This window comes from Paenibacillus sp. JNUCC32, assembly GCF_014863545.1.
In the GTDB taxonomy this organism is placed as follows: Bacteria; Bacillota; Bacilli; order Paenibacillales; family Paenibacillaceae; genus Paenibacillus_AQ; species Paenibacillus_AQ lautus_A.
The window spans coordinates 12,620-34,174 of record NZ_CP062261.1 but is presented as its reverse complement, the minus strand read 5'-3'; the positions used below and the strand labels follow the sequence as shown (position 1 = coordinate 34,174).

At 51.6% G+C, this 21,555-nt stretch carries 36 protein-coding genes; 3 read left to right on the top strand and 33 right to left on the bottom strand.

The window, feature by feature from the left end:
- Both JNUCC32_RS31270 and JNUCC32_RS31765 read right to left on the bottom strand, forming a co-directional pair.
- The gene (locus JNUCC32_RS31270) at nucleotides 1-675 is read right to left on the bottom strand and encodes a P-loop NTPase family protein (RefSeq protein WP_228469031.1); all 675 of its coding nucleotides are present in this window, start codon (nucleotides 673-675) and stop codon (nucleotides 1-3) included.
- Between the two features lie 198 nt (nucleotides 676-873).
- Nucleotides 874-1,008, bottom strand: a complete 135-nt coding sequence (locus tag JNUCC32_RS31765) for a hypothetical protein (RefSeq protein ID WP_267132991.1) — start codon at nucleotides 1,006-1,008, stop codon at nucleotides 874-876.
- Nucleotides 1,009-1,336: 328 nt separating this feature from the next.
- Between JNUCC32_RS31765 and JNUCC32_RS31875 the strand changes: the two genes are divergently transcribed.
- Nucleotides 1,337-1,555: a helix-turn-helix domain-containing protein gene (locus JNUCC32_RS31875; RefSeq protein WP_430623476.1), complete on the top strand. Its 219-nt coding sequence runs from the start codon at nucleotides 1,337-1,339 to the stop codon at nucleotides 1,553-1,555.
- On the opposite strand, the gene JNUCC32_RS31260 is transcribed toward JNUCC32_RS31875, so the two are convergent.
- From JNUCC32_RS31260 to JNUCC32_RS31185, 17 genes are all read right to left on the bottom strand, one after another.
- A complete protein-coding gene (locus JNUCC32_RS31260; RefSeq protein ID WP_192572764.1) occupies nucleotides 1,550-1,960 on the bottom strand; it encodes a hypothetical protein in 411 nt (136 codons plus the stop codon). The two genes, JNUCC32_RS31875 and JNUCC32_RS31260, sit on opposite strands and share 6 nt — an antisense overlap.
- Nucleotides 1,923-2,228, bottom strand: coding sequence for a hypothetical protein (locus tag JNUCC32_RS31255; RefSeq protein ID WP_192572763.1), 306 nt, complete (start codon nucleotides 2,226-2,228; stop codon nucleotides 1,923-1,925). Before JNUCC32_RS31255 ends, JNUCC32_RS31260 begins: the two co-directional genes overlap by 38 nt.
- The gene (locus JNUCC32_RS31250; protein WP_192572762.1) at nucleotides 2,215-2,643 is read right to left on the bottom strand and encodes a hypothetical protein; all 429 of its coding nucleotides are present in this window, start codon (nucleotides 2,641-2,643) and stop codon (nucleotides 2,215-2,217) included. The genes JNUCC32_RS31255 and JNUCC32_RS31250 overlap by 14 nt, the downstream gene beginning before the upstream one ends.
- Nucleotides 2,644-2,933: 290 nt before the next feature.
- Entirely contained in the window at nucleotides 2,934-3,059 is a 126-nt protein-coding gene (locus JNUCC32_RS31760; protein ID WP_267132993.1) for a hypothetical protein, read from the bottom strand.
- Nucleotides 3,056-3,205 carry a hypothetical protein gene (locus JNUCC32_RS31245; RefSeq protein ID WP_192572847.1) on the bottom strand — a complete coding sequence of 50 codons (150 nt, stop codon included), beginning with the start codon at nucleotides 3,203-3,205 and terminating at the stop codon, nucleotides 3,056-3,058. The genes JNUCC32_RS31760 and JNUCC32_RS31245 overlap by 4 nt, the downstream gene beginning before the upstream one ends.
- A gap of 140 nt (nucleotides 3,206-3,345) precedes the next feature.
- A complete protein-coding gene (locus JNUCC32_RS31240; RefSeq protein WP_192572846.1) occupies nucleotides 3,346-3,672 on the bottom strand; it encodes a hypothetical protein in 327 nt (108 codons plus the stop codon).
- An 88-nt stretch (nucleotides 3,673-3,760) separates the two neighbouring features.
- Nucleotides 3,761-4,168, bottom strand: a complete 408-nt coding sequence (locus JNUCC32_RS31235) for a BC1872 family protein (RefSeq protein WP_192572845.1) — start codon at nucleotides 4,166-4,168, stop codon at nucleotides 3,761-3,763.
- Nucleotides 4,165-4,398, bottom strand: coding sequence for a hypothetical protein (locus JNUCC32_RS31230; RefSeq protein ID WP_192572844.1), 234 nt, complete (start codon nucleotides 4,396-4,398; stop codon nucleotides 4,165-4,167). Before JNUCC32_RS31230 ends, JNUCC32_RS31235 begins: the two co-directional genes overlap by 4 nt.
- 101 nt (nucleotides 4,399-4,499) lie before the next feature.
- Nucleotides 4,500-4,874: a hypothetical protein gene (locus tag JNUCC32_RS31225; RefSeq protein WP_192572843.1), complete on the bottom strand. Its 375-nt coding sequence runs from the start codon at nucleotides 4,872-4,874 to the stop codon at nucleotides 4,500-4,502.
- Nucleotides 4,871-5,239 carry a hypothetical protein gene (locus JNUCC32_RS31220; RefSeq protein WP_192572842.1) on the bottom strand — a complete coding sequence of 123 codons (369 nt, stop codon included), beginning with the start codon at nucleotides 5,237-5,239 and terminating at the stop codon, nucleotides 4,871-4,873. The genes JNUCC32_RS31225 and JNUCC32_RS31220 overlap by 4 nt, the downstream gene beginning before the upstream one ends.
- 774 nt (nucleotides 5,240-6,013) lie before the next feature.
- Nucleotides 6,014-6,226, bottom strand: coding sequence for a hypothetical protein (locus JNUCC32_RS31215; protein WP_192572841.1), 213 nt, complete (start codon nucleotides 6,224-6,226; stop codon nucleotides 6,014-6,016).
- A gap of 43 nt (nucleotides 6,227-6,269) precedes the next feature.
- Nucleotides 6,270-6,533 (bottom strand): hypothetical protein, encoded by a 264-nt coding sequence (locus tag JNUCC32_RS31210; RefSeq protein WP_192572840.1) that lies wholly within the window; start codon nucleotides 6,531-6,533, stop codon nucleotides 6,270-6,272.
- Nucleotides 6,520-7,287 carry a ParA family protein gene (locus tag JNUCC32_RS31205; RefSeq protein WP_192572839.1) on the bottom strand — a complete coding sequence of 256 codons (768 nt, stop codon included), beginning with the start codon at nucleotides 7,285-7,287 and terminating at the stop codon, nucleotides 6,520-6,522. The genes JNUCC32_RS31210 and JNUCC32_RS31205 overlap by 14 nt, the downstream gene beginning before the upstream one ends.
- A gap of 115 nt (nucleotides 7,288-7,402) precedes the next feature.
- Nucleotides 7,403-8,254 (bottom strand): helix-turn-helix domain-containing protein, encoded by an 852-nt coding sequence (locus JNUCC32_RS31200; protein WP_192572838.1) that lies wholly within the window; start codon nucleotides 8,252-8,254, stop codon nucleotides 7,403-7,405.
- A gap of 441 nt (nucleotides 8,255-8,695) precedes the next feature.
- Nucleotides 8,696-9,298: a replication-relaxation family protein gene (locus JNUCC32_RS31195; RefSeq protein WP_192572837.1), complete on the bottom strand. Its 603-nt coding sequence runs from the start codon at nucleotides 9,296-9,298 to the stop codon at nucleotides 8,696-8,698.
- Entirely contained in the window at nucleotides 9,298-10,521 is a 1,224-nt protein-coding gene (locus JNUCC32_RS31190; RefSeq protein WP_192572836.1) for an FtsK/SpoIIIE domain-containing protein, read from the bottom strand. The genes JNUCC32_RS31195 and JNUCC32_RS31190 overlap by 1 nt, the downstream gene beginning before the upstream one ends.
- A gap of 121 nt (nucleotides 10,522-10,642) precedes the next feature.
- On the bottom strand, nucleotides 10,643-10,840 hold the full coding sequence (locus JNUCC32_RS31185) for a hypothetical protein (RefSeq protein WP_192572835.1): 198 nt from the start codon (nucleotides 10,838-10,840) through the stop codon (nucleotides 10,643-10,645).
- A 129-nt stretch (nucleotides 10,841-10,969) separates the two neighbouring features.
- On the opposite strand from JNUCC32_RS31185, the gene JNUCC32_RS31180 reads away from it, so the two are divergent.
- Nucleotides 10,970-11,194 carry a transcriptional regulator gene (locus JNUCC32_RS31180; protein ID WP_192572834.1) on the top strand — a complete coding sequence of 75 codons (225 nt, stop codon included), beginning with the start codon at nucleotides 10,970-10,972 and terminating at the stop codon, nucleotides 11,192-11,194.
- Nucleotides 11,195-11,246: 52 nt separating this feature from the next.
- A complete protein-coding gene (locus tag JNUCC32_RS31175; protein WP_192572833.1) occupies nucleotides 11,247-11,645 on the top strand; it encodes a YhjD family protein in 399 nt (132 codons plus the stop codon).
- 15 nt (nucleotides 11,646-11,660) lie between these two features.
- On the opposite strand, the gene JNUCC32_RS31170 is transcribed toward JNUCC32_RS31175, so the two are convergent.
- The 14 genes from JNUCC32_RS31170 to JNUCC32_RS31105 all read right to left on the bottom strand — a co-directional run bounded on the left by JNUCC32_RS31170 (nucleotide 11,661) and on the right by JNUCC32_RS31105 (nucleotide 21,501).
- Complete coding sequence (locus JNUCC32_RS31170; protein WP_192572832.1) at nucleotides 11,661-12,149, bottom strand: DUF4352 domain-containing protein; 489 nt, start codon at nucleotides 12,147-12,149, stop codon at nucleotides 11,661-11,663.
- A gap of 113 nt (nucleotides 12,150-12,262) precedes the next feature.
- Complete coding sequence (locus tag JNUCC32_RS31165) at nucleotides 12,263-12,481, bottom strand: phage holin (RefSeq protein ID WP_228469036.1); 219 nt, start codon at nucleotides 12,479-12,481, stop codon at nucleotides 12,263-12,265.
- Nucleotide 12,482: 1 nt separating this feature from the next.
- The gene (locus JNUCC32_RS31160; RefSeq protein ID WP_192572830.1) at nucleotides 12,483-13,172 is read right to left on the bottom strand and encodes an N-acetylmuramoyl-L-alanine amidase; all 690 of its coding nucleotides are present in this window, start codon (nucleotides 13,170-13,172) and stop codon (nucleotides 12,483-12,485) included.
- Between the two features lie 3 nt (nucleotides 13,173-13,175).
- Nucleotides 13,176-13,568, bottom strand: a complete 393-nt coding sequence (locus JNUCC32_RS31155; RefSeq protein ID WP_192572829.1) for a hypothetical protein — start codon at nucleotides 13,566-13,568, stop codon at nucleotides 13,176-13,178.
- Between the two features lie 34 nt (nucleotides 13,569-13,602).
- A complete protein-coding gene (locus JNUCC32_RS31150; RefSeq protein WP_192572828.1) occupies nucleotides 13,603-13,824 on the bottom strand; it encodes a hypothetical protein in 222 nt (73 codons plus the stop codon).
- Complete coding sequence (locus tag JNUCC32_RS31145) at nucleotides 13,824-14,222, bottom strand: hypothetical protein (RefSeq protein ID WP_192572827.1); 399 nt, start codon at nucleotides 14,220-14,222, stop codon at nucleotides 13,824-13,826. The genes JNUCC32_RS31150 and JNUCC32_RS31145 overlap by 1 nt, the downstream gene beginning before the upstream one ends.
- A gap of 14 nt (nucleotides 14,223-14,236) precedes the next feature.
- Nucleotides 14,237-15,277, bottom strand: a complete 1,041-nt coding sequence (locus JNUCC32_RS31140) for a phage tail protein (protein WP_192572826.1) — start codon at nucleotides 15,275-15,277, stop codon at nucleotides 14,237-14,239.
- A 3-nt stretch (nucleotides 15,278-15,280) separates the two neighbouring features.
- Nucleotides 15,281-15,844, bottom strand: a complete 564-nt coding sequence (locus tag JNUCC32_RS31135; RefSeq protein ID WP_192572825.1) for a YmfQ family protein — start codon at nucleotides 15,842-15,844, stop codon at nucleotides 15,281-15,283.
- Nucleotides 15,841-16,923: a baseplate J/gp47 family protein gene (locus JNUCC32_RS31130; RefSeq protein ID WP_192572824.1), complete on the bottom strand. Its 1,083-nt coding sequence runs from the start codon at nucleotides 16,921-16,923 to the stop codon at nucleotides 15,841-15,843. The genes JNUCC32_RS31135 and JNUCC32_RS31130 overlap by 4 nt, the downstream gene beginning before the upstream one ends.
- Entirely contained in the window at nucleotides 16,923-17,339 is a 417-nt protein-coding gene (locus JNUCC32_RS31125) for a DUF2634 domain-containing protein (RefSeq protein ID WP_192572823.1), read from the bottom strand. The genes JNUCC32_RS31130 and JNUCC32_RS31125 overlap by 1 nt, the downstream gene beginning before the upstream one ends.
- A 1-nt stretch (nucleotide 17,340) precedes the next feature.
- Nucleotides 17,341-17,676 carry a DUF2577 domain-containing protein gene (locus JNUCC32_RS31120; protein ID WP_192572822.1) on the bottom strand — a complete coding sequence of 112 codons (336 nt, stop codon included), beginning with the start codon at nucleotides 17,674-17,676 and terminating at the stop codon, nucleotides 17,341-17,343.
- Between the two features lie 13 nt (nucleotides 17,677-17,689).
- Nucleotides 17,690-18,802 carry an XkdQ/YqbQ family protein gene (locus JNUCC32_RS31115; protein ID WP_192572821.1) on the bottom strand — a complete coding sequence of 371 codons (1,113 nt, stop codon included), beginning with the start codon at nucleotides 18,800-18,802 and terminating at the stop codon, nucleotides 17,690-17,692.
- Nucleotides 18,802-19,476 carry a LysM peptidoglycan-binding domain-containing protein gene (locus tag JNUCC32_RS31110; RefSeq protein WP_192572820.1) on the bottom strand — a complete coding sequence of 225 codons (675 nt, stop codon included), beginning with the start codon at nucleotides 19,474-19,476 and terminating at the stop codon, nucleotides 18,802-18,804. Before JNUCC32_RS31110 ends, JNUCC32_RS31115 begins: the two co-directional genes overlap by 1 nt.
- 12 nt (nucleotides 19,477-19,488) lie before the next feature.
- On the bottom strand, nucleotides 19,489-21,501 hold the full coding sequence (locus JNUCC32_RS31105; protein WP_228469035.1) for a phage tail tape measure protein: 2,013 nt from the start codon (nucleotides 21,499-21,501) through the stop codon (nucleotides 19,489-19,491).
- Nucleotides 21,502-21,555: the final 54 nt, after the last annotated feature.

Below are 21,555 nucleotides of genomic sequence, written 5' to 3'. Positions count from 1 at the left end.
CTATCTCCGCCCCCTTTTCGATTTGCCTACGAAATGAATCTCGCCGCACATGTCGCGTATACGGTCCGCAATCCTGGCGTCAAACAGCCGCAGCATGTCCGCCATCGGAATATTCGAAGTGTATACGTCAGTTAATCCGTTCGCGGTCCGATCATTAACTACGGAATGCAGATCCGCACGAAACGCGTCACTTGCGTCACGTACCCCGATATCGTCGAGGACCAGAAACGGAACTTTCGACGCGATCGTCATCGTACGGTAATAGCGTGCTGCGGCCGGCTCCGCGATCTCTTCCGGAACGCGCGGACGATTGAACGCGTTAAAATCTTTCTGCCAGGCGTTGACATCGAGAAAGAAAGCCGGACGCTCAAGCGGAGTCTCGCCGCGCTGCAGACATCCGATATAGTGTGCGGTCAGATATTCGTTAAGGAGTGCGGCAGCCGTCGTCGTCTTACCCGTTCCAGGCTCCGCGCTATACAAGTACAGCGACTTGACGCGATCGCCCGTCTTAAACGTGTCTACGTATTTGTCTACGGCAACGTATACGTCAGCTTGTCCGGCGCGTGCTGGCGAGTTGTTAACGGTAAGGTGCCGGTATTCTGACGGCAGGCCCGCCGCTCCTACTCGTCCGCCATCGCCGGCATAACCGTGCATCGCGACATATGACGGACACATCCGATTGCACTTATCCGTATCAGCGAGCGTACAGGGTCCGCTTAAGATACAATTTGCGCTGTGATTAATCGCAACCGCCTCCGTTCGTGACGCGTAGGTAATTTCGTAACCACATGCGTCTAAGATTCGTGTTATTGCGTGACAGGTCCGCGAGGAATAAGAAGATGCGCGGCGGGCATTCGATGAAATCTACGACTTTCATTTGCGTTCCACCTTTACCATTCGGATTATTGCGGCCATATACGCGGACAGACGCTTCTGCCGGTACTGATTCCGTATAGGAGCCGCGGCTTTCTTTTCTGCGAAGTCAATTCGGTCGATTAACGTTTTCATTAACGTATCTCCTTTAACGCGAAATAACCTCGCGCTGCCCTGCCGTTTTGGAGGTCGGCAAAGCTGTCGCCGGATCTGCGTAAGAGGTACGCTGGGTCCGTGATCGTTTTAGGCGGAGGTTTTGGTGCGTGGGCGGACGGTCGAGGATGTCCGCGTGTAATGCGAAGGTTGGCGCTGATGGCCGAAGAGGTAAATATTTCTTATGATGCTACTTTAAACCTATATGACGGAGATGTCAATCACTTTTTGTGACTTTTGCTACATATTGACGTTGGTTCCATCATATATGATATAATAGACAAACTTATACATATAGGAAGGTGTAATTATGCCTTTGTTCCCAAGCTATAAACCTCTAAGAAAATTAGTAGTAGACCGAGATATGAAAATGTCTGACTTGTACAAGAATGACGTTGTCTCACGCTCTACCGTATCCGTCCTAAATATGGATCGATTTGTTTCACTCGAAACGCTGGCTTTGATTTGCGAATACCTTAACTGCCGCATAGAAGACGTTGTCGAGTTCGTTGACGACACGCAATCATAACCAATCGACCAACTCGCTAATACTTGGCGCCTCGCTCTCCGCAGCCTGGCGCCTTTTGGCCGTCTCCATTTCCGCCAGCACACGCGGCATGATACGCGGCAGCATATACGTCAGCAGAAAGCCGGCCGTTAATTGCGGATAGTCAGCGCTCGGCCGATATTCGGCGAAGGAGCGCTCGATCGTTTCGCGTACAGCCTCCGCGCCGTATTCGTTGAGCACGCGTTTGATTACGCCCTGTTCGTATCCGTATCCGCGATTCGGAACGTATTTCTCGACACCGTAATGTTCGCGATTGAGATCCGCAACCATCGTCTGCACCGAGAGCGTGTTCCAGTGTTCGAGCGGAAGGTTTCGCCAGTCCTTGCGCTCATCGGCCGTTATTTTCTTGCGTGGACTTTTCGCCATTACTTAGCGCCTCCCTTGCCTTCCGTTTAATATCGCGAGCCATATCGTCGACGGATGCGTATTGCGACATCGTAGCGCCTGCGATTTGTTCGAGTGCATCGCGGAGGCGTGCGTTCTCCTTCTGCAGTCGAATATTTTTGATTCTGCATTCGTACCAATTGCGGGAATAATTTATGGCGCGCTCCTCCGCCTGGTCACGCGACTTTCGCGCGTCATCAAGGGCTACGCAAAGAAAATCGTACTTCTTCCGCAGTTTACTCCGCCACATCTGAACCCACCTCCAACAGAATGTACCGTTCTATCTTCCGCAACATATCTTCCAGTCCGTTCTCATGTACGAATGTACAGTCGGTTATATACGCGGATGATCTCGCCGCCTCCAATTCAACGGTTATACTATTTCGTAGGTGATTAACGCCGTTCCTCAACCGCTCAACCTCCGCCTCGGCCGTCATTGCCCTCCGTATTGCTTCCGGCCAGCCTTCGCGTGATTCGACGAATAAGAGCGCGTCTTCCGTCTTCTCAAACCGCGCAATAATCGGATACTGCTCGTCCTCCGAAAGTAGCGGTTGCCAATACGATAAATGTACATCCGTATCGCCCACGCACATATCCGCGCCATCTGTCGCCGCCTCGCATATCGCCAGGTCTGCCGCAAGGTCACGCTTATTTTCCGTTGTCATTCCGTTTGCACCTCTTCCGCTTGGATTTGATTATATTTCGTGTCTGTCCGATTGGTCGAACGTCATATTCGGCCGTTTTCACATTCGAAATCGCTCGCGCGTAGGTATCGAAAATTTCCGGTTTTACCAGGTATAAGTCCGATTTAAGAAAAAATATTTCCGCTTTTACCAGGTAAAACTTCGCTTTTTCGCAACTATCCGGAAACGCTTATCGACAGGCGCGATCTCTTTAATTCTCGCGGTATCTCATCCGTACGTACTTTTACGCTCATTTCACGGGAGACGTACGCTCACCCTTTCCGCCCATAATATCGCAAGATCCCGTCAACCGTCCGCAGCTCAAGCGCGGCGTCCAACTGGCGCTCGATTTCCTGCGCGATCGCTGCGGCTTCGTTACGTTGTTGGTCCGTGTTCATTCCGATTCCTCCTCGATTCTTGGATACGTACACATTACCGCGCACTGTTTGCAGATATCGTACTCACGTCCGGTTACTGGCGATTTAACCGCTACGGCCTTTAGGCGGTCATCGCAAAAGTCGCACCATTCGTCATTACGCGCCATCTATTCGCCCACCTCCCCGTTGAGTAATTCCGGCCGACATTCCGCGCACCAATCGTATCCTGGAACGACTAGATTTCGTCCGCATCTTGCGCAATGGTCTTCGTTTAGCCATTCGAGAAACAGCGCCCTCATATCGTCCATTATTCGCCCACCTCCCGTTCCTCAATAACGTAAATCTTCCCGCGCTGCTCGACGATTTCGTATTTCGTCGCGTCGATAACGTGGCCTGGGCGGAGTGTGACTTCGTGGCGGATTGGCTCGCGCCCATTGTCGTCCGCTAGAACTAATAGCGTGACTCCTCCGATAAGTATTGCGCAGATTAAATTTCCGGCTGCGTTGCCGGTTTCCTTGCGTATCAAGCTATATAGTCCTACCGCCCATAGCAAGATCGAGAGAATTGCTGTGCATATCGCTACGATTATTTGCGGAGCGCTTAGTCCGCCGCCTGTCGTATTCAATACGTCCATTTACCGTTCACACCCTTCGGGGAAATTTTTTGCTCTTATATAGCTATACGGAAGCCGCGCGGAATCACACAGAGCGAATAAACTTCGCTCATTTTGCCGTCGATAATTTCGCAATGATTGCCGCGAGTCCGATCGCTTCCGGTGCGGTCTCTTTCGTAATATCAATCGGATATGAATACGGATGTGTGTCCGTATATGTGTACACTTCGTAATAACGAGCGTCCGGTTTTCCGTAACATCCGATCTGCATTCCGCCCCATTTCGCGCTTTCGTCGACAACTGTCCACGCTGCGGCAATGTCTGTCGTGTAATTCGGTAATATAATCGAGAACCTACCGTCCTCATACTGGACCTTACTGCTGCGTAACTGTTCGCCTTCTGGCGGAAATATTTGATCGCCCATGATACGCCATTTAAAAACAGCGAGCGCCACCCATGCGTCACGTGCGCGTGGATCGAGCGTCTCCCATTTATCGATAATTTGTTCGCGTGTCATTCTGCGGACACCTCCTTCGGGTGAAATAGATGCGGAACGATATACGGTTCCTTTTCTTCGCCAGCCGGTTCGCTATTCTGAACGAGCATGAACATGCCCTTAATGCGGTGATGCTTCGGTAATTCATGGAACAACGCATCATATCCGCACACACCTTCCGGTAACTCTACGGTCTCTTGCGTGTAGTATTTTCCGCTCGGCTTAAAGTACGTTACATTTACCGTTTTCACTTAATCGCTCCCCTTCTCGCTAATTTTAAGTGCCATTCCAGCGCCTTCTCCCCTTGCCCTTCCGTTAACCCTACCGCACGCCCAACGCGCCTATTTCGCCGCTAATGTTCGGGCTGACGCCCCGTAAGGCTTAACGCGGCATTAATCGCGTCAGCTAACCGCGCTGTCTCTTCCGCATAGATAGCGAGCGCCTCCGACAATGTCTCCGCACGACTAACGTTCGTATCGCGCAGAATAGCCGTCTTAGTGGCCGCGGTAATGCCGGCGCTATTGTACGTATAGAATCCGTCATCCTTCCACGTTTCGCGAACCGGTGGCGGTGGCGATCCGTCTGCAGGCGGCGCGTAGGCGGGCGATTTCGTAGGGTCGACGATGTGGCGGCGCTGTAGGATGAATTGTTGGGCTGGCGCTGTCTTCGTTTCATCCGTTGTTAGGCGGTAGTTTTGCGTGATATATACGTTAAATTTCGTGTTCATGCGTTCACCCCTTCGATTTTGATGCCGAACGTTTCGAGCGTGTAGATAATACCGTGTCGCGCGCCTCTTCCGTATGGATCTCCGCAATAATATCGATACTCTGCGCGGATACACTCGTGCGCCAGCTCCTCCGCGGACTTCTCGACGACGTATCCGTTGACTAGTGCGGATAGGAGCGTGTCGAACGGTATTAGGCGCAACGTAATCGTATCGTTGTGAAGTCCGCCTCCTGTGCGCGAAGCTAAGTCGCAAATAAATGCGTCACCGTAGTCGGGGTTCCGGCGAAGTTTTTCGATTACTTCCGCAACCTCCTTCGGAATAATGGGCAGCGTGACCATAACAGCAGTGCGTTTGTTTTCGTTCATAACGTGATCCCTCCTATAATTGTGTGAAATAGTGCAAATAAATGGCGCTATAAAAATAAGTGTTGACAAGTCGGCGTCGATGTGCTATTTTATAAATCTTTTAAGATCTTAAAGATCTAAGAACTTAAGATCTAGTTATTACTCACTTACGTTCGTAATAACTCCGACAACGAAACGAAAATCCGTTTCATTATCGGTATTAACAAGGGATTAACGGCGCGTAGGCTCTTAAAAGAGAGAGAGAAGACAACGATGATCCGGCCGATTTCCGCCGCGCCACCTCCGCACGAATCCTGCGCATATACCTGCGGCCAAATTTCAGCGGCGATTTAGGCGTTCTGGCTGCGATCGGGTACGTTTATGCTGTCCGGATATATCTGCGCCTAAATCTGCGGTAATTTTACGCCAACTCCACGGGACCGGAAATGTCCCGATTTGATAACGGTGGGTTGGCGCGGATTTGTGCGTCGGTTTCCTGTTTGTGTGAAATAGTGCAAATGCGTCGTTCGAACGATTGCCTGTTTCGCTCGATCAGCGTTTATCTTATCGCCTCCCTTTCGCCTTCTACCGAATATGTTCCCTTACGAGTGCGTCTCGCACACTTTTGCGTAAATTAATTTCGCGACTTACACATACCTAGACGGACGCCAATCGGAAACCGTACAGCCTGCCGCTAAATTTTTCCGCGTACACTAACATCAACGACGGTCGATTGCGATCCGCACATTTTGCGCAAAAAAATAACGCCCACCTCCGAAGAGATGAGCGTTACGATTAGACGATATGTGTTTTCTCTAATGAGCGGTGTTTGTGCAGCTCCGTTTCGTATTTCAATAACGTAGTCCTCACGCGATTGATGTGAGAATCCCCATCAGGATGATCTTTAAATAGTTGCTCAGTCTTTTCGACATAATGCCGCAACGCAATAACAACATCAGTAAGCTCGTTAATCTTCTCTCTGTTGGCTACATAATTGAATTCCCTCACGCTAAACCCTCCGCTCATAATTATCATTACGATTACGTTGACGTCAACGATTACGTTTAAAATATTCGTCCAGCAGCTCGTTAATGATCGCAGTCATGGCGCCGCGCTCCGCCTGGATTTCTTCGTCAACCATTGCGGCGATATCATTGCGAATCCAAAACGTTTTACGCGTGTGCGTTTCCTCAAACTTCGGCTTGGGCGTGCGTTTCTTGCGCGTATTATCAGCGCTTAATAATTGCGCATGTACGTCCGACTTCGTTCCACCGGCTATCTTCGCCTTAATCTGATCCAGTTTATTTGTTGACACGTTCAATCAACTCCTTTAAGAAGTCTCGATATTGAGTAACCGCGACGTTTAATTCCGGGTTATCCAGGAATCCGTTAATACTGATCCGGCCGGCAGCCGCAGTCCGCGTTAGAATCGTATCGAAGCACAAATCGCCGTACTCGTCGCCTACGATCTGCAGGAGCGCCTTATTATCCGTACGTCGCGAATCAATCATGCCGCGGAGTATGCCGACGATCTCCATATTAACTTCCGGTAGCTGCTGAACGTGTACGCACGTTTCCAGGAAGCGCGACAACGCCGTATAGCAGAATTTGCTCGCTTCGAACATCGCGACAACATGGTCGGACGCTGCGAGCGCATTTATCGTCTGCTCGCCGAGTGCTGGCGGAGTGTCCACGATAATGTAATCGTATTGATCGGCCACCGTCGCTAATGTTTCCGCAAGCACTAGCGAAGGGTTTCCGTGATAACCTCCGTTATACAGCCACTTCGAGAACGTCGCCAGCAAGTCGTTCGCGGCCAATATGTGCAGCTTGTCCGTAATTTTATGTATGTATTCCCGCGCGTCCTGCGCCTTGAGCGCTTCGAAAACCGTTACGCCTTGGAAATCGTATATGTCTTGTTGCGTCAATAATTCCGTAAGATTGCCTTGCGAATCCATGTCGACAGCCAATACGCGATACTCTTCGCTCAACAAATACGCCACGACTCCGCTTGTTGTCGTTTTCGAGCTGCCGCCTTTCTGTATGCCGAACGTGATAATCTTCGCCAATTTATCCACATCCTCTTTCGCGGTGTTTGCGAATAGTATAACGCGATGCGTACGTCAACGTCAACATAAACGATTACGTAGTGTTTAAAGTTCGGCGTAATTGGGCACGCTGAAACTAACCCCAAACCTTGCGCAAATAATCGTCAAGCAGGTAATCGCAAAGCACCCGGTAGAAGTAGCCGCCAAGTCCGTCATCGCTCGAATTGCGGATCTTGCGCTGTTTATACTGACGCACGACATCGCGCCAGGCTTGTCCGATCGTATCCCACGAAGCATTCGTCATATCAACGCAACTCTTCTTAATCGCAACGCAGACGGTTTTCCAGCGCGCAGCAATAACGTCAGGAGATCCGTCATAATACGGCTTCATGATTGCGATAAATTCCGTTGGGACCGATTTTAAAACGTCATCAACGTCAGGCTCGTTATTATCGATTTTTATCGAATTGGTTTTATCTTTTAATGTTTTATGTGAGTTTGTATCTAAGTTCTTATGTACTTGCGGCTGACTCGCGGAAACCTCGGCCTGGCGCGGCATCTCGGCCACTTTTTCGGACTCGTACGGTGATTCATTCGCGGATTCATTCGCCGGTTCAATGGCCGCTAATTCTGCGCCTATAAACTCGCGATTGATGACGTATACGCTGTGCGTTTGGCCGCCGCGTTTAGTATGTATCGTGTGGTGAACGGTTAGGATGCCGGTTTCCTTTAGCGCCTTGATCGCGCGGTTAACCGACGAAAGGGATACGCCGGCTTTACGTGCGATTTCCTCGCGATAGAGCCAGCAGACGCCGACGAAGCGCTTGGCGTGGAGTTTAATCGTATTGAGGACGGACTCGGCTGCGGAAGTGAGTTCGTAGACGGAAACGAAGCGCTTGACCACGGCGTTCATTTCGTCCACGTTTGTGAACGATTGATATTCGGAGAAAGACTGCCAGTATGCGGATGCGGACTTAAATTTAAACATATAAAAACGCTCCTCTTTGGATACCGATACTTGTCCAAATTTGAGCGCGCTAAAGTCTTCCGTTTTCACTAGTTATGTGGTATACTTGTCCCATAACTTAATGATTTACGGAAGTCCTTACTTTGCGCTTCGATCTCATGGAAACCTTTAAGTGATAAACTTTGGTCGGTTGGTCACTTAAACGGTAATGGTCGATTTGGAAAAGGTAAGGGCTTCTTTGTTTTTGTCGAATCGAATCTATTAACTTGATTCATAGTATAACATAGACATAAAAAGTTGCCCACAAGTATTTTAGAAAAGTTATCCACATATGCACAGAAAAGCCGGGTTCAAGTTTTCGCTTGATACGACCGGCTCTTGATTTTATTCTATTGTGAAATATTCATATGGTGTAAAGTTCATAATAGTACGCCACAATTTTGTCGTATTAACGCGACCTCCTCACCGCTTTATACGCGCCATCATCTCGTCAACGCTCGCCTGGTACACGCGGAACGGACGCTCTCCGACGTTATACTTCGCGGCTCCGATAATCCATACGTACGGAAATATCGCACGGTTCTGCGGCTGCCACGGCTCGCGCTTCCATTCTCCGCTATTGTAGTACGCCTCATAGCGATTTAGCTTCTCCGCCATCTGTTTATCCGTATAGGTCGACCGCTGAATCTCTACGTACCACGGAGCGCCTTTCCATATCGTAAATACGTCCGGCTCCGGCTGTCCTTTTCCGCCAAGTTTCGGTTCAACTTCGAATACTCGCGGCTCCTCTACGGCACGTATGCGCTTGTAATAGTCCGCGATCGCCAGGAAGTGCGCCACCTTCTGCGAGTCCGCCTTTAACTTCCGGTCTGCAGCGTAATAGACGTATTTGCGCCGCTCGGTCGAACACTTAACGTATCCATCGCGTCTCAATCGCTTGAGCACGAGATTAGTCTGCGTTATGGGATGGCGCGTATGACCGAAGTACAGCTCCGCAATGTCATCGCGAGTTAGGTACCGAAACCGCTCAATGTCCGCGATTATCGCCTTGTCACGCGCATTCATTACAGCACCTCCAATTCGATTACGTCATCGTTATTAATATCATGATTATTATTGATAACATTAACGTTAGCATTATTAATTTTGTAATCCTTAAGCAGTTCGCGCGCAGCCGGCAACGTTAAGTGCGGTCCCTGTACGTATTCGCATCCGTTTAGCTTCAATACCATGCGCCCCTTGTCGCGCTCCATTATCGCCGCAGCTTCGTCTGATCCGATCGTTATGCGGCTGTTAATCGCGTCCGAATGACGGAAGGCCATGCGCACAGTCAAATTGTTCTTTAGGCGCCCCTCCAATACGCCAGCATCCGGCCGCTGCATCGATAGGATAAGGAATACGCCTAAGGCACGCCCAATCGTGCTGACGTCCTCTACAGCGGCCATGACGTCTTTCTCACGCTTCAATAGCGCCACCTCATCGATTGCCAGAACGATATAAGGCGGCCGCTTATTCGCAGGTAAGTCGTCAACGTGCGCTACCTCTTCCGCGTCCAGGAGATCGCCACGCTTCCGCATTTCACGCTGCAGGCGGAGGACAATGCGCTCCAATCCGTCGACATCCGTTACGACTTCGCGGGCCACTCCGCGAAATACGTGGAACTCCGACCGCTTGAGATCCGCGCAATATAGTTCGAGCTTATCGCCGCTATGACGGATGAGCGTCGTCAATATCGAGCGCAATGCGACGGACTTGCCGCTGCCCGTTTCGCCGGCTACGAGTAGATGCGGATTGTCGACCATCTCGTACGCGACGTTGCCTGTGCGCGATTTGCCGACGTATATCGGTAACCGCATACCGCGAATCGTTTCCGTTACCTCATCCGGATCGTACGCGAACTCCGCCATATTGACCGTGTACACACGTAGGACGAACGTACGCGCATCGTTGACCGGCGATAACTCCGCATCAGCTCCGAACACCTGGCGAAATAACCACTCGGATTCCGTTATGCGTGACGGGTCCATTCCGACCGGTAATCGAAACGCCGCCTCAATCCGGTTGAGATACGTATTCACGCGTAAGATGGTCGGATAGCTGCGCACCTCTCGGCCGCGAAATCCGCGTATCTTATAGTACAAGTCGCCGCGCCGGAAGACGTTAACGAGTGACCTCCGCAATACTTGGTCCGGAAACGTATGCCACAACTGCCACGCTGCGATTCCGCATCCTCCTGCGCCGATTACTTTAGCGAGCGCCAACGCGCCGCCTGCTCCGCTTACCAACATTCAGCCCGCCTCCTTTGGTGCCGTGCTTTAAACAGTTTCGTAAAACCGCGCCACTATGCGCCTTTAGACGCCGATTACATAAGTACCGATACATACGTTGATGTATACGTAAATGCATACGTCACAGGTCGAATATGCGGACGGCAAAACGGAAGAGGTCGCGCCATTGATACATAGTTATTACGCCGTAAATTACATACGTAGCCAGGCGGATAAAGACAACCTTTCCGCCATGTCCTGCGTGTTCAACCTTGCGCTCGAGCATATGCGAAGCCACTCCAACAACCGCCATCTGGACGAACGGTACTGCGTTAATCATTTCGACCACACTCCTTAATCGCGTTTGCTAAATACATATGTACGACGGCCTGGTCATCTTTCCGCATTTTTGCGGATAGAGTCGTATAAATTTCGCTAGACTTGTCCACGCTATGGATGAGGTGATCGTATGGGACTCGGAAAACAGCGCAGCAAATTCGGCGCCTACTTGGACCGTAAGAGGATTCCGCAGGAGAGGATACGCGAGGAAACGAAACTAGGCCGCGACACATTAACGCGGGTCTGCAGCCGGCCGGAATATTACCCGAGCGGTTCGACTATGCGCAAACTAATCGCTGCCGTCCGAAAGTTGACCGGCGATAACGTGTCGCCTGACGATTTTTGGTCGATGTAATCCGCTGCAAATTGCGCTATAATATACGAACAAACATTCGGAGGTGAACGTCATGCCGCCGCTAATTAGTTCGGAGGATTACGTGTTAATACAACCGTATATTGTGCTGCCGTTCATCATATCGGCGCTTGAACGCGATCGGAAGGTTATCGCCGAGTCGGGCGTGATTCGGACGCCATATCCGTATATACTGGCGATTGATGACGCGATTAAGCAGGCGAGGGCGGACTTGTACGAAATCAAGCAGGAGTGCCGGAAGCGCGGAATAAAAGTGTTCGATACTGAGCGGAATAAATACGGAATTGCAGCGCGTTATATGTGCCGCGGCTATCACGGAGTGTTCGAAATGCTGGACGATTACTTGACCGCGCAGGCAAGCGTATTAATGCACGGATACATTGGCGGACGTGGTGCGGAGGTTTTAGCGGACATGAAAAGACCGCCTGATTAGCGGCGGCCTGGTGGATTATAGTTCGAGTTTTATCGTTTTATATTCGGCTTTATTTCCGAAAGCCTTATCTACGGAACTTTGGATCGCGTCATAATTAACCGCGGCCTTTAATCCGTACGCATCATCAGGCACCTCAAACGTCACTTTGCCCTCGGTTTCCATCCCGGGATTAACCGTTAACTTAGAAACGGTATCCAGTGCGTGCTCATAGATTCGGCCGTTAACGTCTACCAGACGCACACTTCCTCCGTAAAGCGCTTCGGCCTGGCTTCCGTGATTCTTCGCCCGGACATGCAGCGTTACCTCTTCTCCGTCGCGTTTGGCGTCAGTTATCGTGAAACCAAAAGGCCCGTCAATTAACTCGTCACCAATACCGTACTGGATCGAAGGCTGCGGCGGTTCGTTCTGAATGTCGATTGATAATATCGCAGGTATCGTTATGAAAAGAACTACTAAAACAAGGACTCCCCCTGCAATATTCTCTTTGGTTAGGTACTTTTTCATTGAGTTATTTCCCCCCCTTATCGCCTAAATAATACCACAAACAAAGAAAAGCGCCCACCAACGAAGTGTATACGATCCTATACGTATCAACTCCGCCGATGGGCGCATTTATTTTATTCGTTTTCGCTATCTGTGTACCCGTTGCCTTCTTTCGGATTGCTTACGATGCCCAGGACGACCAGCACGCCGAGCACCGCGTTAACAGCGGCCACAACTTCGTCATACTGTTCCGGCGTAATCGTAAAGCCGAAGATGCCGCCCACCGCCTGAATCGCGAGCAATACCGCAGCCGTCAACGATACCCACATTCCGTAGTTTTTCCACTTACTCATATTAACCACGCTCCTTAGACGTAATAGTTGCGATTTTCTTCGTATTGTCCCACGCCACATTTGCGCCGACTCTCTCGGCAATATAGCGCAAGGGTACGTACACGCTGCCGTCAATGATAACGGCGTCCTGCGCCTTAACTCCGTCGTACATGACGGTTGCTTTCGGAATTTCCACTTTGGCCGTTGCTCCTTTCATTTCGTCCAGCTTACGTTGTACTGACGCCTTGAACGCGAACCAGCCCGTCCATTTTCCGTCATCATACATAAGCCGCGGACAAATCTTGCCGGACCAATCGAAATGGCGGCGCAATCGATCAACGCCCCATCCCCGGTCCTTTAACATCTGCGCAACCAATGACGCAGCGTTATCGAGTGTCTTCGCGTAGTTCCCACTTTCGCATATTTCAACGCCGATTGATGTGCGGTTGCCGGACTTAGCGCCGCTGCCGTCGCCCGCGTGCCAGGCGCTCTCGTTCAACGGAATGCATTCGATAGCCTCGCGCTCGTCGACAACAATGTGATACGATGCCTGAGCCTTATTTGCCGGATTCGTTAGCCAACTGCGTTCGTTCGCCGCTGTTGACGTCAGGTTAGCGGTATTGTGAATCGTAATCGTCGAAGGCGCCATGAAGTATTCCGGACGCCTATTTTGCGGAGTATCTTTCGGTATGTGATTCGATACATATCGCATTGATTAAACGCCGCCTTTCGTGAACACATACGTTATGAGCGCTATGATAGTACCGCCGAGAACGTATTTGATTAGCGATATCCAAGCGCGCTGATTCGCCGTCCTTTCCTTCGCACCGTCCGTCTGTGTTTGTTGTAGTAGCGTAAACAACTTCGTTTCGAGCGAGTCAAACCGCCCGAGAATCTGCATATAGTGCTCTTTCATCGCGCCCGTTGATATCTTGATTTCGCGGATTTCGTCGTCATGTCGTTTTTGCGTCTCCTCTAGTAGTTTTAACCGCGTTTCGTCCGCCACGTTTGCCGCCGACAGCCGCGCAAATTCGGCCGACAGCGATTGTAGCTGCTGGATTACTTCGTCCTGATCCGGCATATTTCCGTACTCCTTCCGTCTTTCCATATAACAAAAACCCCCGGAAATTTATCCGAGGGCTTTATACTTGCGGTTCTTTCAGCGCCACTGTTGCGTCATATTCTTCCTGCGTTATCCATCCGGAAGCGAGTGCACGATCGAGCGTCGCCATATCGTACTCTGCAGCCGCGTATTCCTTGACCGGCTCTACATAACTGGCGAAGATGTCCGGAAACGTCTTCGTGCCGTGGCGGAATATTGCCGTCGAGTATGCGATCTTAAGCGAGTTGATTATCGTAGCCATTATACGCCACCTCCTGCGAGTGTTTCCCATACGTCGATGATTGCGAGGTTAAGTGCGGCCGTTTCCGCCTTGAGTTCCGCGACTTGTGCGGTTAGTGGCGGTTGATATACCGGCGGTTGCTCAGGGTTAGTCGGATCGGGATACGCGAACTCGATTTCGCCTGTGTCCGGATTGAAGCGCCAACTTGACGCGGTTGCGAACTCTTCCGCATATTGTCCGGGTTCAAACGTGGTCATTTCGATAGCGTCCGGCTCGTACGGCTTTAACTCCACGTAGACTGCGAAATCTTCCTCTTTCGTGGATTCGATGCCGGCGGACATTTCGTTCCGCTGCGCCACTATATTTCCGGTAGACTTCACCCAAAAGAAGCGTCTACCTAACGGTTCAACTGTTCTCATCCGTTATTCCCTCCCTATACTCCGAATACGATATACGCTGTTCCATTAGGGGATACCGTTCCCGTAATGCCATCAAAACTCACAGAATTTGCGCCAAATACGACGTTTGTTAGTGTCTGTGTATTAGTTTCTATGCTAAAACCATCCCGATATAGGTCAGCCAGCAGTGAGTTACCAATTGTGTTGCTACCACTAAGGTTATACGCGATTCCGTAGCCGCGTGCTCGTGCCTGATACCCTGAGTTAATTAAAGTTTCTGCTCTCCCATATACTATTAATATCTGCGGTTTAAACGGTAAATTCGATATGGTTCTCGCCCCAGTTGAGACCGCCAAGTTACCCGACGACACTTGTATCCCCGTCTTAATCTGCGAAATCTTATTCGCTAATACCGCAAACTCGTCGCTACCTGATGCCGGAACTCCCTTGCCGCTAATGGCGGTAGCGATCGCCTGTTTCCCGTTAGCGACAGAGGACTTTAAATCAGCTACACTTGTCTGTCCAGACTCATCCAAAAAAACAATATTACCGCCGGAGCATTGGATATGAAAGTCCGCAAGGTCTCCTCCGAACCCTGTGTAAGCCTTTCTCCCTGCCGCAATACCTTTAGGATAATACTCTTGGTATGCATGAGTAGCCCCAACAATTCCGAAGATAGGACCATCGCCTGATAGGAGTCCACCCGTCCTCGGTAAACTTGCGTTCTTCGCATTCGTCTCCGCAGTATTCGCTTTCGCCTGTGCCCCTGCCGGAGTCTCTGCCGCATCTGCCTTCGCTTGTGCCGCCGCCGCTGCCGTTACGCCTTCGCTACCTCGATCATACGCACGCCTAACCGCATCAGCCGTCCCAGCTTGCGTCTTATTCGTACTTGTCGTCGTATCGTTAAGCTGCACAACGCCCTTCTGTGTAGTCGTAGCGTCCGGCACCGTTACGCCCTCGACCGCCTCCGTTACCGCCGTATCTACCGCCTCGGCCAACGCGTTCATGTCGCGCGGTACATCCGCCGTCATATTCGCATCGATTAGCGGTAGCCCTAAATTCGCTGTTTGCGCCATATATTACGTCAACCCCCGATTATAAATTTCGCCGTACGTCTTGCCCGTCGCCACCACATCCCCGTAAGTCCGTCCGCCTGCCGCCAATTCCGCGTAAGTGTAGAAACGGAATACGTACTCAATCGCAAGATGAGCCGGCGTAGTATCGCGTACGGCCGCCTTGAGCGCGTCAATCTGATCCGGAACGCCTAGCGAGCTGACAAACGTGATAATGACGGTATATGCCGGCGCGTTGATGTCTACGTCTACGTCACCGTTTGCGTACGCTTGAGCGACGTTTTCGATAAGCTCCGCCGTTACCGTGCCGACGCCACGCAGTCTCGACAGAAGGATCTCGCGCCGCTGTGCGTATGTCTTCGTTAAGTCCGTCGTCAGGCCGAAGATACGCTCCCAATGCGTTAGCCCCCACGTTGCCGTCTCGATAAAGAATTGCGCCAGGACATCGTCAATGCTGGCGTCAAGTCGCGCAATCTCTTCGGCTTCGCGGTCGAGTATGTTCGTGGCGACCGGCATTTCCGTATAGTATTTCGGCACATAGTCGCGCATTCTCTTCGCTACTTCGTTCACGTCGTCACCACCACCGTACCTAATACCGCAACCTCTCCGTCAGCGATCGCGATGTTAGCTCCGCCACCATTTACCGTAAGATTCTCGTAGTCAATGACTGGCGGAATGTCGAGGATTACGTTAGCGATCCGCGTCACACGTACAAGCGGATCAGTAAACGCGAGGCTCTGCAGATAAGCGCGTACGCCCGCCTCAATTTGCGCCTGTACTTCCGCCGTCGTTGCGCCAGGAGCGAGTTGTACTTTTACCGCGGTATTAATCGGAACCTCTACCGCGCCCGCCACCGTAGCGACTGCGCCAATAGGAGCGACGCCCTGGCCCGTTCCGTCTTGCGTCGGATCAATGTACGCCTGAACTGCGCTAACAATCGTCGAGTCCGGCGCGGTCTTCTCATCGTCAAGCAGGACGATTTTAACCGTTCCCGGTCCGTTCCATATCGGATAGACTCGCGCATCAGATACGCCAGGAACTTCGAGCGCCCATTGCCGATATTGATTCGCGTTGCCTGACGTAGCCGGACGCCCTGCACGTTCGAGATAGCGCGCCAATAACGACGCATCGGATTCGGCATCGACGCCGCCTTCGAAGAATGTGCCGTTTGTAACCGTTACGACGCCGACTAAATCGCCGATGAGAGTGTTAATCGTGCCTGCGCCTGCATTTCCGTCCGCTCCGCCTTCCTGCGCTTCTGCAGCGACCGTAACCGTTCCGCCTGCGATTGCGGCCGGCGCCTTCGTTACGAAATAGACCGGAGTCTCTCCGCCCGTTGACGCGACTGTTCCCGCAGGAATAACGGTTCCGTCCGGACCGCTGAACGTTAGCGAGCCGATTGCCTTAACCGCAGGCTTACGTGTCAGGCCGTATTCTCGCGCTCGCATATCGAGCCACGGTCCGTAAGTTGTATCCGCAAATCCTGCGGCCAGCACGACGTCGAGTTCGACATATGCGCGCTCAATCTCGATCGCTGCTGGCGCCGTCAAATCGTACGTAACCGAGCCTTGCCGCTTATCAATGTCCGGAGGCGACGCGTCTAACATCCGCTGTTGTATCGCGGCTTGCGTTTGGTCCTCATACGCCATTAAATCGTCACCTCCATCGGTATAACTTCCTCGTTTATCTCAATGTAAAAAGACACGAAAAGGCGGTCGCCCTCGCGTGTCAATTCGAAATCATATACGTCGTCAATGCGGTCATCGTAGAGCAGCGCCTCCTCGATAACACGCGGCACCTCTGTATCCAACAATTCTGCAGATGCATCCGAGCCGATAAGGTCCTCGATCTCGCTACCGTAATCATCGTCATAAATCGTAAATCGGAATCGCGCCGTCTTTACCGCTTTGACAACGAATTGCTTAATCGCGGTCATGCCGTCAACCGTCCCGCCCAACTCGCCGTTAACGAAGTCGAGTCCGTATGTCTTAAGCGGCTGCTCATCCGTTAAATCTGCGACCTCTTCTGCTGCGATATCAACCGGTTCTAGCGGACTTAGCGCCATACTATACGCCTCCTATCCGGTCGAGAATGACGTACACTTGCGCGGACTCATTGGACGCGACGATTACGCGATCTCCGGTCGCCAACGCTGCGCTGTAAACGATATCGACCTCGGAACCGCCGTCTATCGTAGCTTTGCGCGTATGCTCCGTAAGATGCTCGCAGATAACGAGGTCGTCAGCGTCCAATTCTACCGGCATATTGTCGATTTTGATGCGCAGATTAGGAGGCGCGGCTGTTACCGTCGCAAACTCGATATCTACGTCTTTGTTGTATCCTAGCGTTTGTATCAACGCCTTAAACTGGCTGATTCCGCTGCCTTCGATTAATTGCGTCAAATCTCCGCACCTCCTATCGATTGCTTATCGATTGTATAAATAAATCCGATGCGCTCGGCTTTTTCGTCTTCTTCGATTTGGTCGTCTTGCCGGCCGCTTTCTTTTTCTTCTTCTTAACTTCGGCTTTCTTAACCGGATCGTCTTCGTATTCCAATTTCGGCAAGTCGTCCGTTTTGGAAAGCGTGACATCCATTAGGTGCGTGCCGCCCTGGAACGTATGAGTATCCGCGTTAACGTAAAACCCGCCGACCAGGTCCGTCATGCTCTCGAACGCGTAAACGGCTGTGCCGGCCACGACATCCGATATTCCGAGCGCCTCGACCGATACCTCTTCGTTTACTTTCGCGAGATCCTTTAGTCGTTGCTTGGCGAGCTGCGTTATCGCGGATTGCTTAAGGTCGGACTCCGCCTGCTCTAAATGCTGCATAAGACCGTACTGCTTTACCATGGCCGCGTCCGTTTCCGTAGCTGTCAGCGGCTTCTTATCGTCGCCACCGATTACCTTAACGGATGTACGCGTCTCCTCTATCGACCGCGACCGGCTGGCACTCGTAATATTAACGCCGTCTTCGAGCATCCAACGCACGGCTCCGTCTTTCTTTTCGCGCAGATGGAGCTTTCCGTTACTCGCGACCGGGACGAATTTACGACCGTTCTGCTTGCGTGTTTCAGTTAGCGCGGTAACGATCATGTCCCACAGCGTCATATTGCGCAGTATCAGCTTCGGTATAACGTAGCCTGTCGCCGCGATATCACCCGTTGGGATGCCGTATGCCTTGCCGATTTCCTTAACGATGGCCTGCGCGGTCATATTCACGAATTTGCGCGTATCTACGTTCTTCGTGAGGTAGACGTTCTCATCGTGCGCGGTCAGCGTTGCGTCGCCGCGATTGCTCACGTTGTATTCGAATATGATGCCGCGGAACAGGCCGGCCCCGTCCGCATAGAAACGGATCTCTTTGCCGACTTCGATATCGACCGCCTGTTCCTCGCCATTTATCGTATTGGATAACGATACCTGCAGCGTACGGTGCGGCTTCGCTACGTCACCGGACCATTTGACGGATTTAACAAGCGGTTCGATATAATACTTGCCGTCATACAATACGCGAATATTCGTCGCCATTACGGTATCACCAACTTCAACCCAGGCCGGATAACGTTCGGATTCGCACCGATCGCCTTTTTATTCGCGTCGTAAATCTTCCGCCAATCGTTGCCCTTACCGTAAACCGTCGCGCTGATCTTGAAGAGCGAGTCGCCGGATTTAACCGTATAGGACGTCGGAACAACTCGCGTACTTGGCCGCTGCGCTGACGTTGTGGCCTTCGGTGCGGCTGCGCTACTGTTTGCGTTTGGATCGCCCTTCTTTGCGACTTTAATAAACGTGTACTCTTTAAGGTCCAGCGTATAATAAATATCGCCAGGCTCACCGCCGCGCTCCTCGTATTCGAAATTACGAATTGTGACCGCGATGTTAATCGGCGTATTGGTGACGATATAGCGGACAGGCTTTCCGGACCGCTGCCACCGTTCGATTGTCTTTACGTATTCCCACGGATCTAATAACCTCGGATGCTCGCAAAAGGAGGCGTTATAATCACGCGGAAACAAAGAAGACAGGGTGAACTCTTTCTGGCGGCCGTTACCGATAATGGTATACTCGCCGAGATTAGAGACTTCGATGTCTTCGTAACCGTGCACAGATGCTACGGCAATTGTGTCCGGATTGACCGGTAACCACATCACCTCTGCGCCGTTATTAAATTTCAGCCAAAACTGCGGCTTTCCTCGCGCCATGTATTCGCCTCCTTATTGCGACATTTCGTATGCCAATCGTTTTGCAATTCGTTCGATATCTGCTTCTTCGCGTACAGTTAGGCCGTACACGTTAACCGTTACTCCGCCTGTTCCTGCGCCATTGGCACCGCGCTCATTTCTGTACCTTTTCGCTTCCTCACGAGGCAAGACAGCTTCGCCTGCGTGCAATCTCGCCGGCATATTATTGTAAGGGACATTTTGGATTCCCCCACTAAACCCGAGGCCCAAGAAACCTTTCTTCTTGGTCGGTGCCTGCATAACGCCGCCTTCCCCAAGCAGTGGAACGTTATCCGGAGTGGATTCCATTTTACTGTTAAAATCTATTAGGCGTTGTTTTTGAGGTGATTCTGCGCCAGGGACTAGATTCAGAATGGACTCCGGAAGAGTAAACGCGTCCATAATTCCTTTGCGGATTCCGTTGGCAATTCCTACCCCCAACTTTATGGCCGCATCAATAAGGGGCTGAGAGTTTCCAAGTACGTTCGCAACAACGTTAGTTATGTTCGTGGCTGCCTTAGTTACAAGCGATTCCCCGTCAGATGACCACCATTGGTTAAATGCTTCACCAAACTTATCGAACGTAAATGCTATCTTCTGCTCTAATGTTGTGAGCTTCTGCCACTCCGGATTGTCCGTAAAATTCGTCTTGATGTACGCTTTCGCACGGTCAACCATCGATTGGATTCCGGCCGTAATCTGCGGACTGTATGCCTCAATGAAATCCGCAGCTCCATTCGCGAGATCCTTAACGAGTGGTAATATCGGCATCATGCCCGCAATCTGCAGCGTTTCGAGCGCGCCGCGGAATTGTTCAACCGCACCGGCCGCGTTATCCATCTTCTTACGCGCAACATCGAGCGCTGTGACCTTCGACATTTCCTCGCGGAACTCTTCTACGCCTTCCGAACCCTCTTTAAACAGGATCGTAGCCGCACGTACCGCGTCTGTACCGAACATGAGTTTAAGCGCGTGCTGTCGCTCTTGGTTCGTCAACTTCGCCATGGATTTACGTAAGGTTCCCGCGATATCGTTCAGCGATTTGATATTACCGGCCGCGTCGAAGAACTGGTTTGATCCGTCCGCCGTCACGAGTCCGAGTGCGCGGAATAATTCGATTTGCTCGTCCGTTACTGGCTGTAGCGTTTGAAGCATCGTTTTCAATGACGTACCGGCGTCCGATCCTTTAAGGCCGCGGTTCGCGAATAGGCCGAGCGCAACGTTAACGTCTTCGAAGTTCATGCCGAGACCGGCCGCAACCGCCGACGACATCGAAAGGGAATAGCGCAATTCCTCGACGCTTGTTGCGGATGCATTCGCCGTACCTGCGAGAATGTCCGCCGCTTGTGCCGCTGTCATGCCGTCTTCCTGGAACGCGTTAAGCGCGGTCGACATAATTTCCGCAGCCGCTGCGAGATCAAGTCCGCCAGCCGTCGCGAGGTTAAGTGCCGCCTCCAATGCGCCTGATTGAACGGTTGCCGGCCGTATACCTGCCTTGAGCAGCTCTTCGATGGCTTGCGCAGCTTCTAACGCGTTGTATTTCGTAGCCGCGCCCATCTTAAGGGCGAGCGCCTGCATCTGCGCCATTTCCTTTTCGGTCGCGCCCGTTAACGCCTCGATCGAGGACATCTGCGCCTCGAAATCCATCGCCTTACTAAGCGACTTTCCACCGAAGTATGCCGCCGTACCGAGCGCTGCGATTCCGCCGAATAACGCGCCCTTACCGATGCCTGCGCCCATGCTGCGGAAAACGTTCTTAACCTTCGAGTTAAGTCCGTCCATCGCCTTTTCCGCGTTCTTTGTGGCGCGTTCAACTCCGGACAATTCCCGTTTTACATTGGTCGAGGCGGAACTTGCGGCTTGCTGCGCTCTGGCGAGCATCTTATTGGTGTCCGTAAACTCCGAACTTGCTTTTTTGGCGCGGTCTAGTTGCTTCTCTAAGTCCCTTAGCGTTCGGCTTGCGCCATCGTCTTTAATTCGGATGCGTCCTTCGAGATTAAATGCCAATTACTCGTCGCCCTCCTCCCTGCGCACGATTTCGCGCTCTCTCTGCGGTTTTCC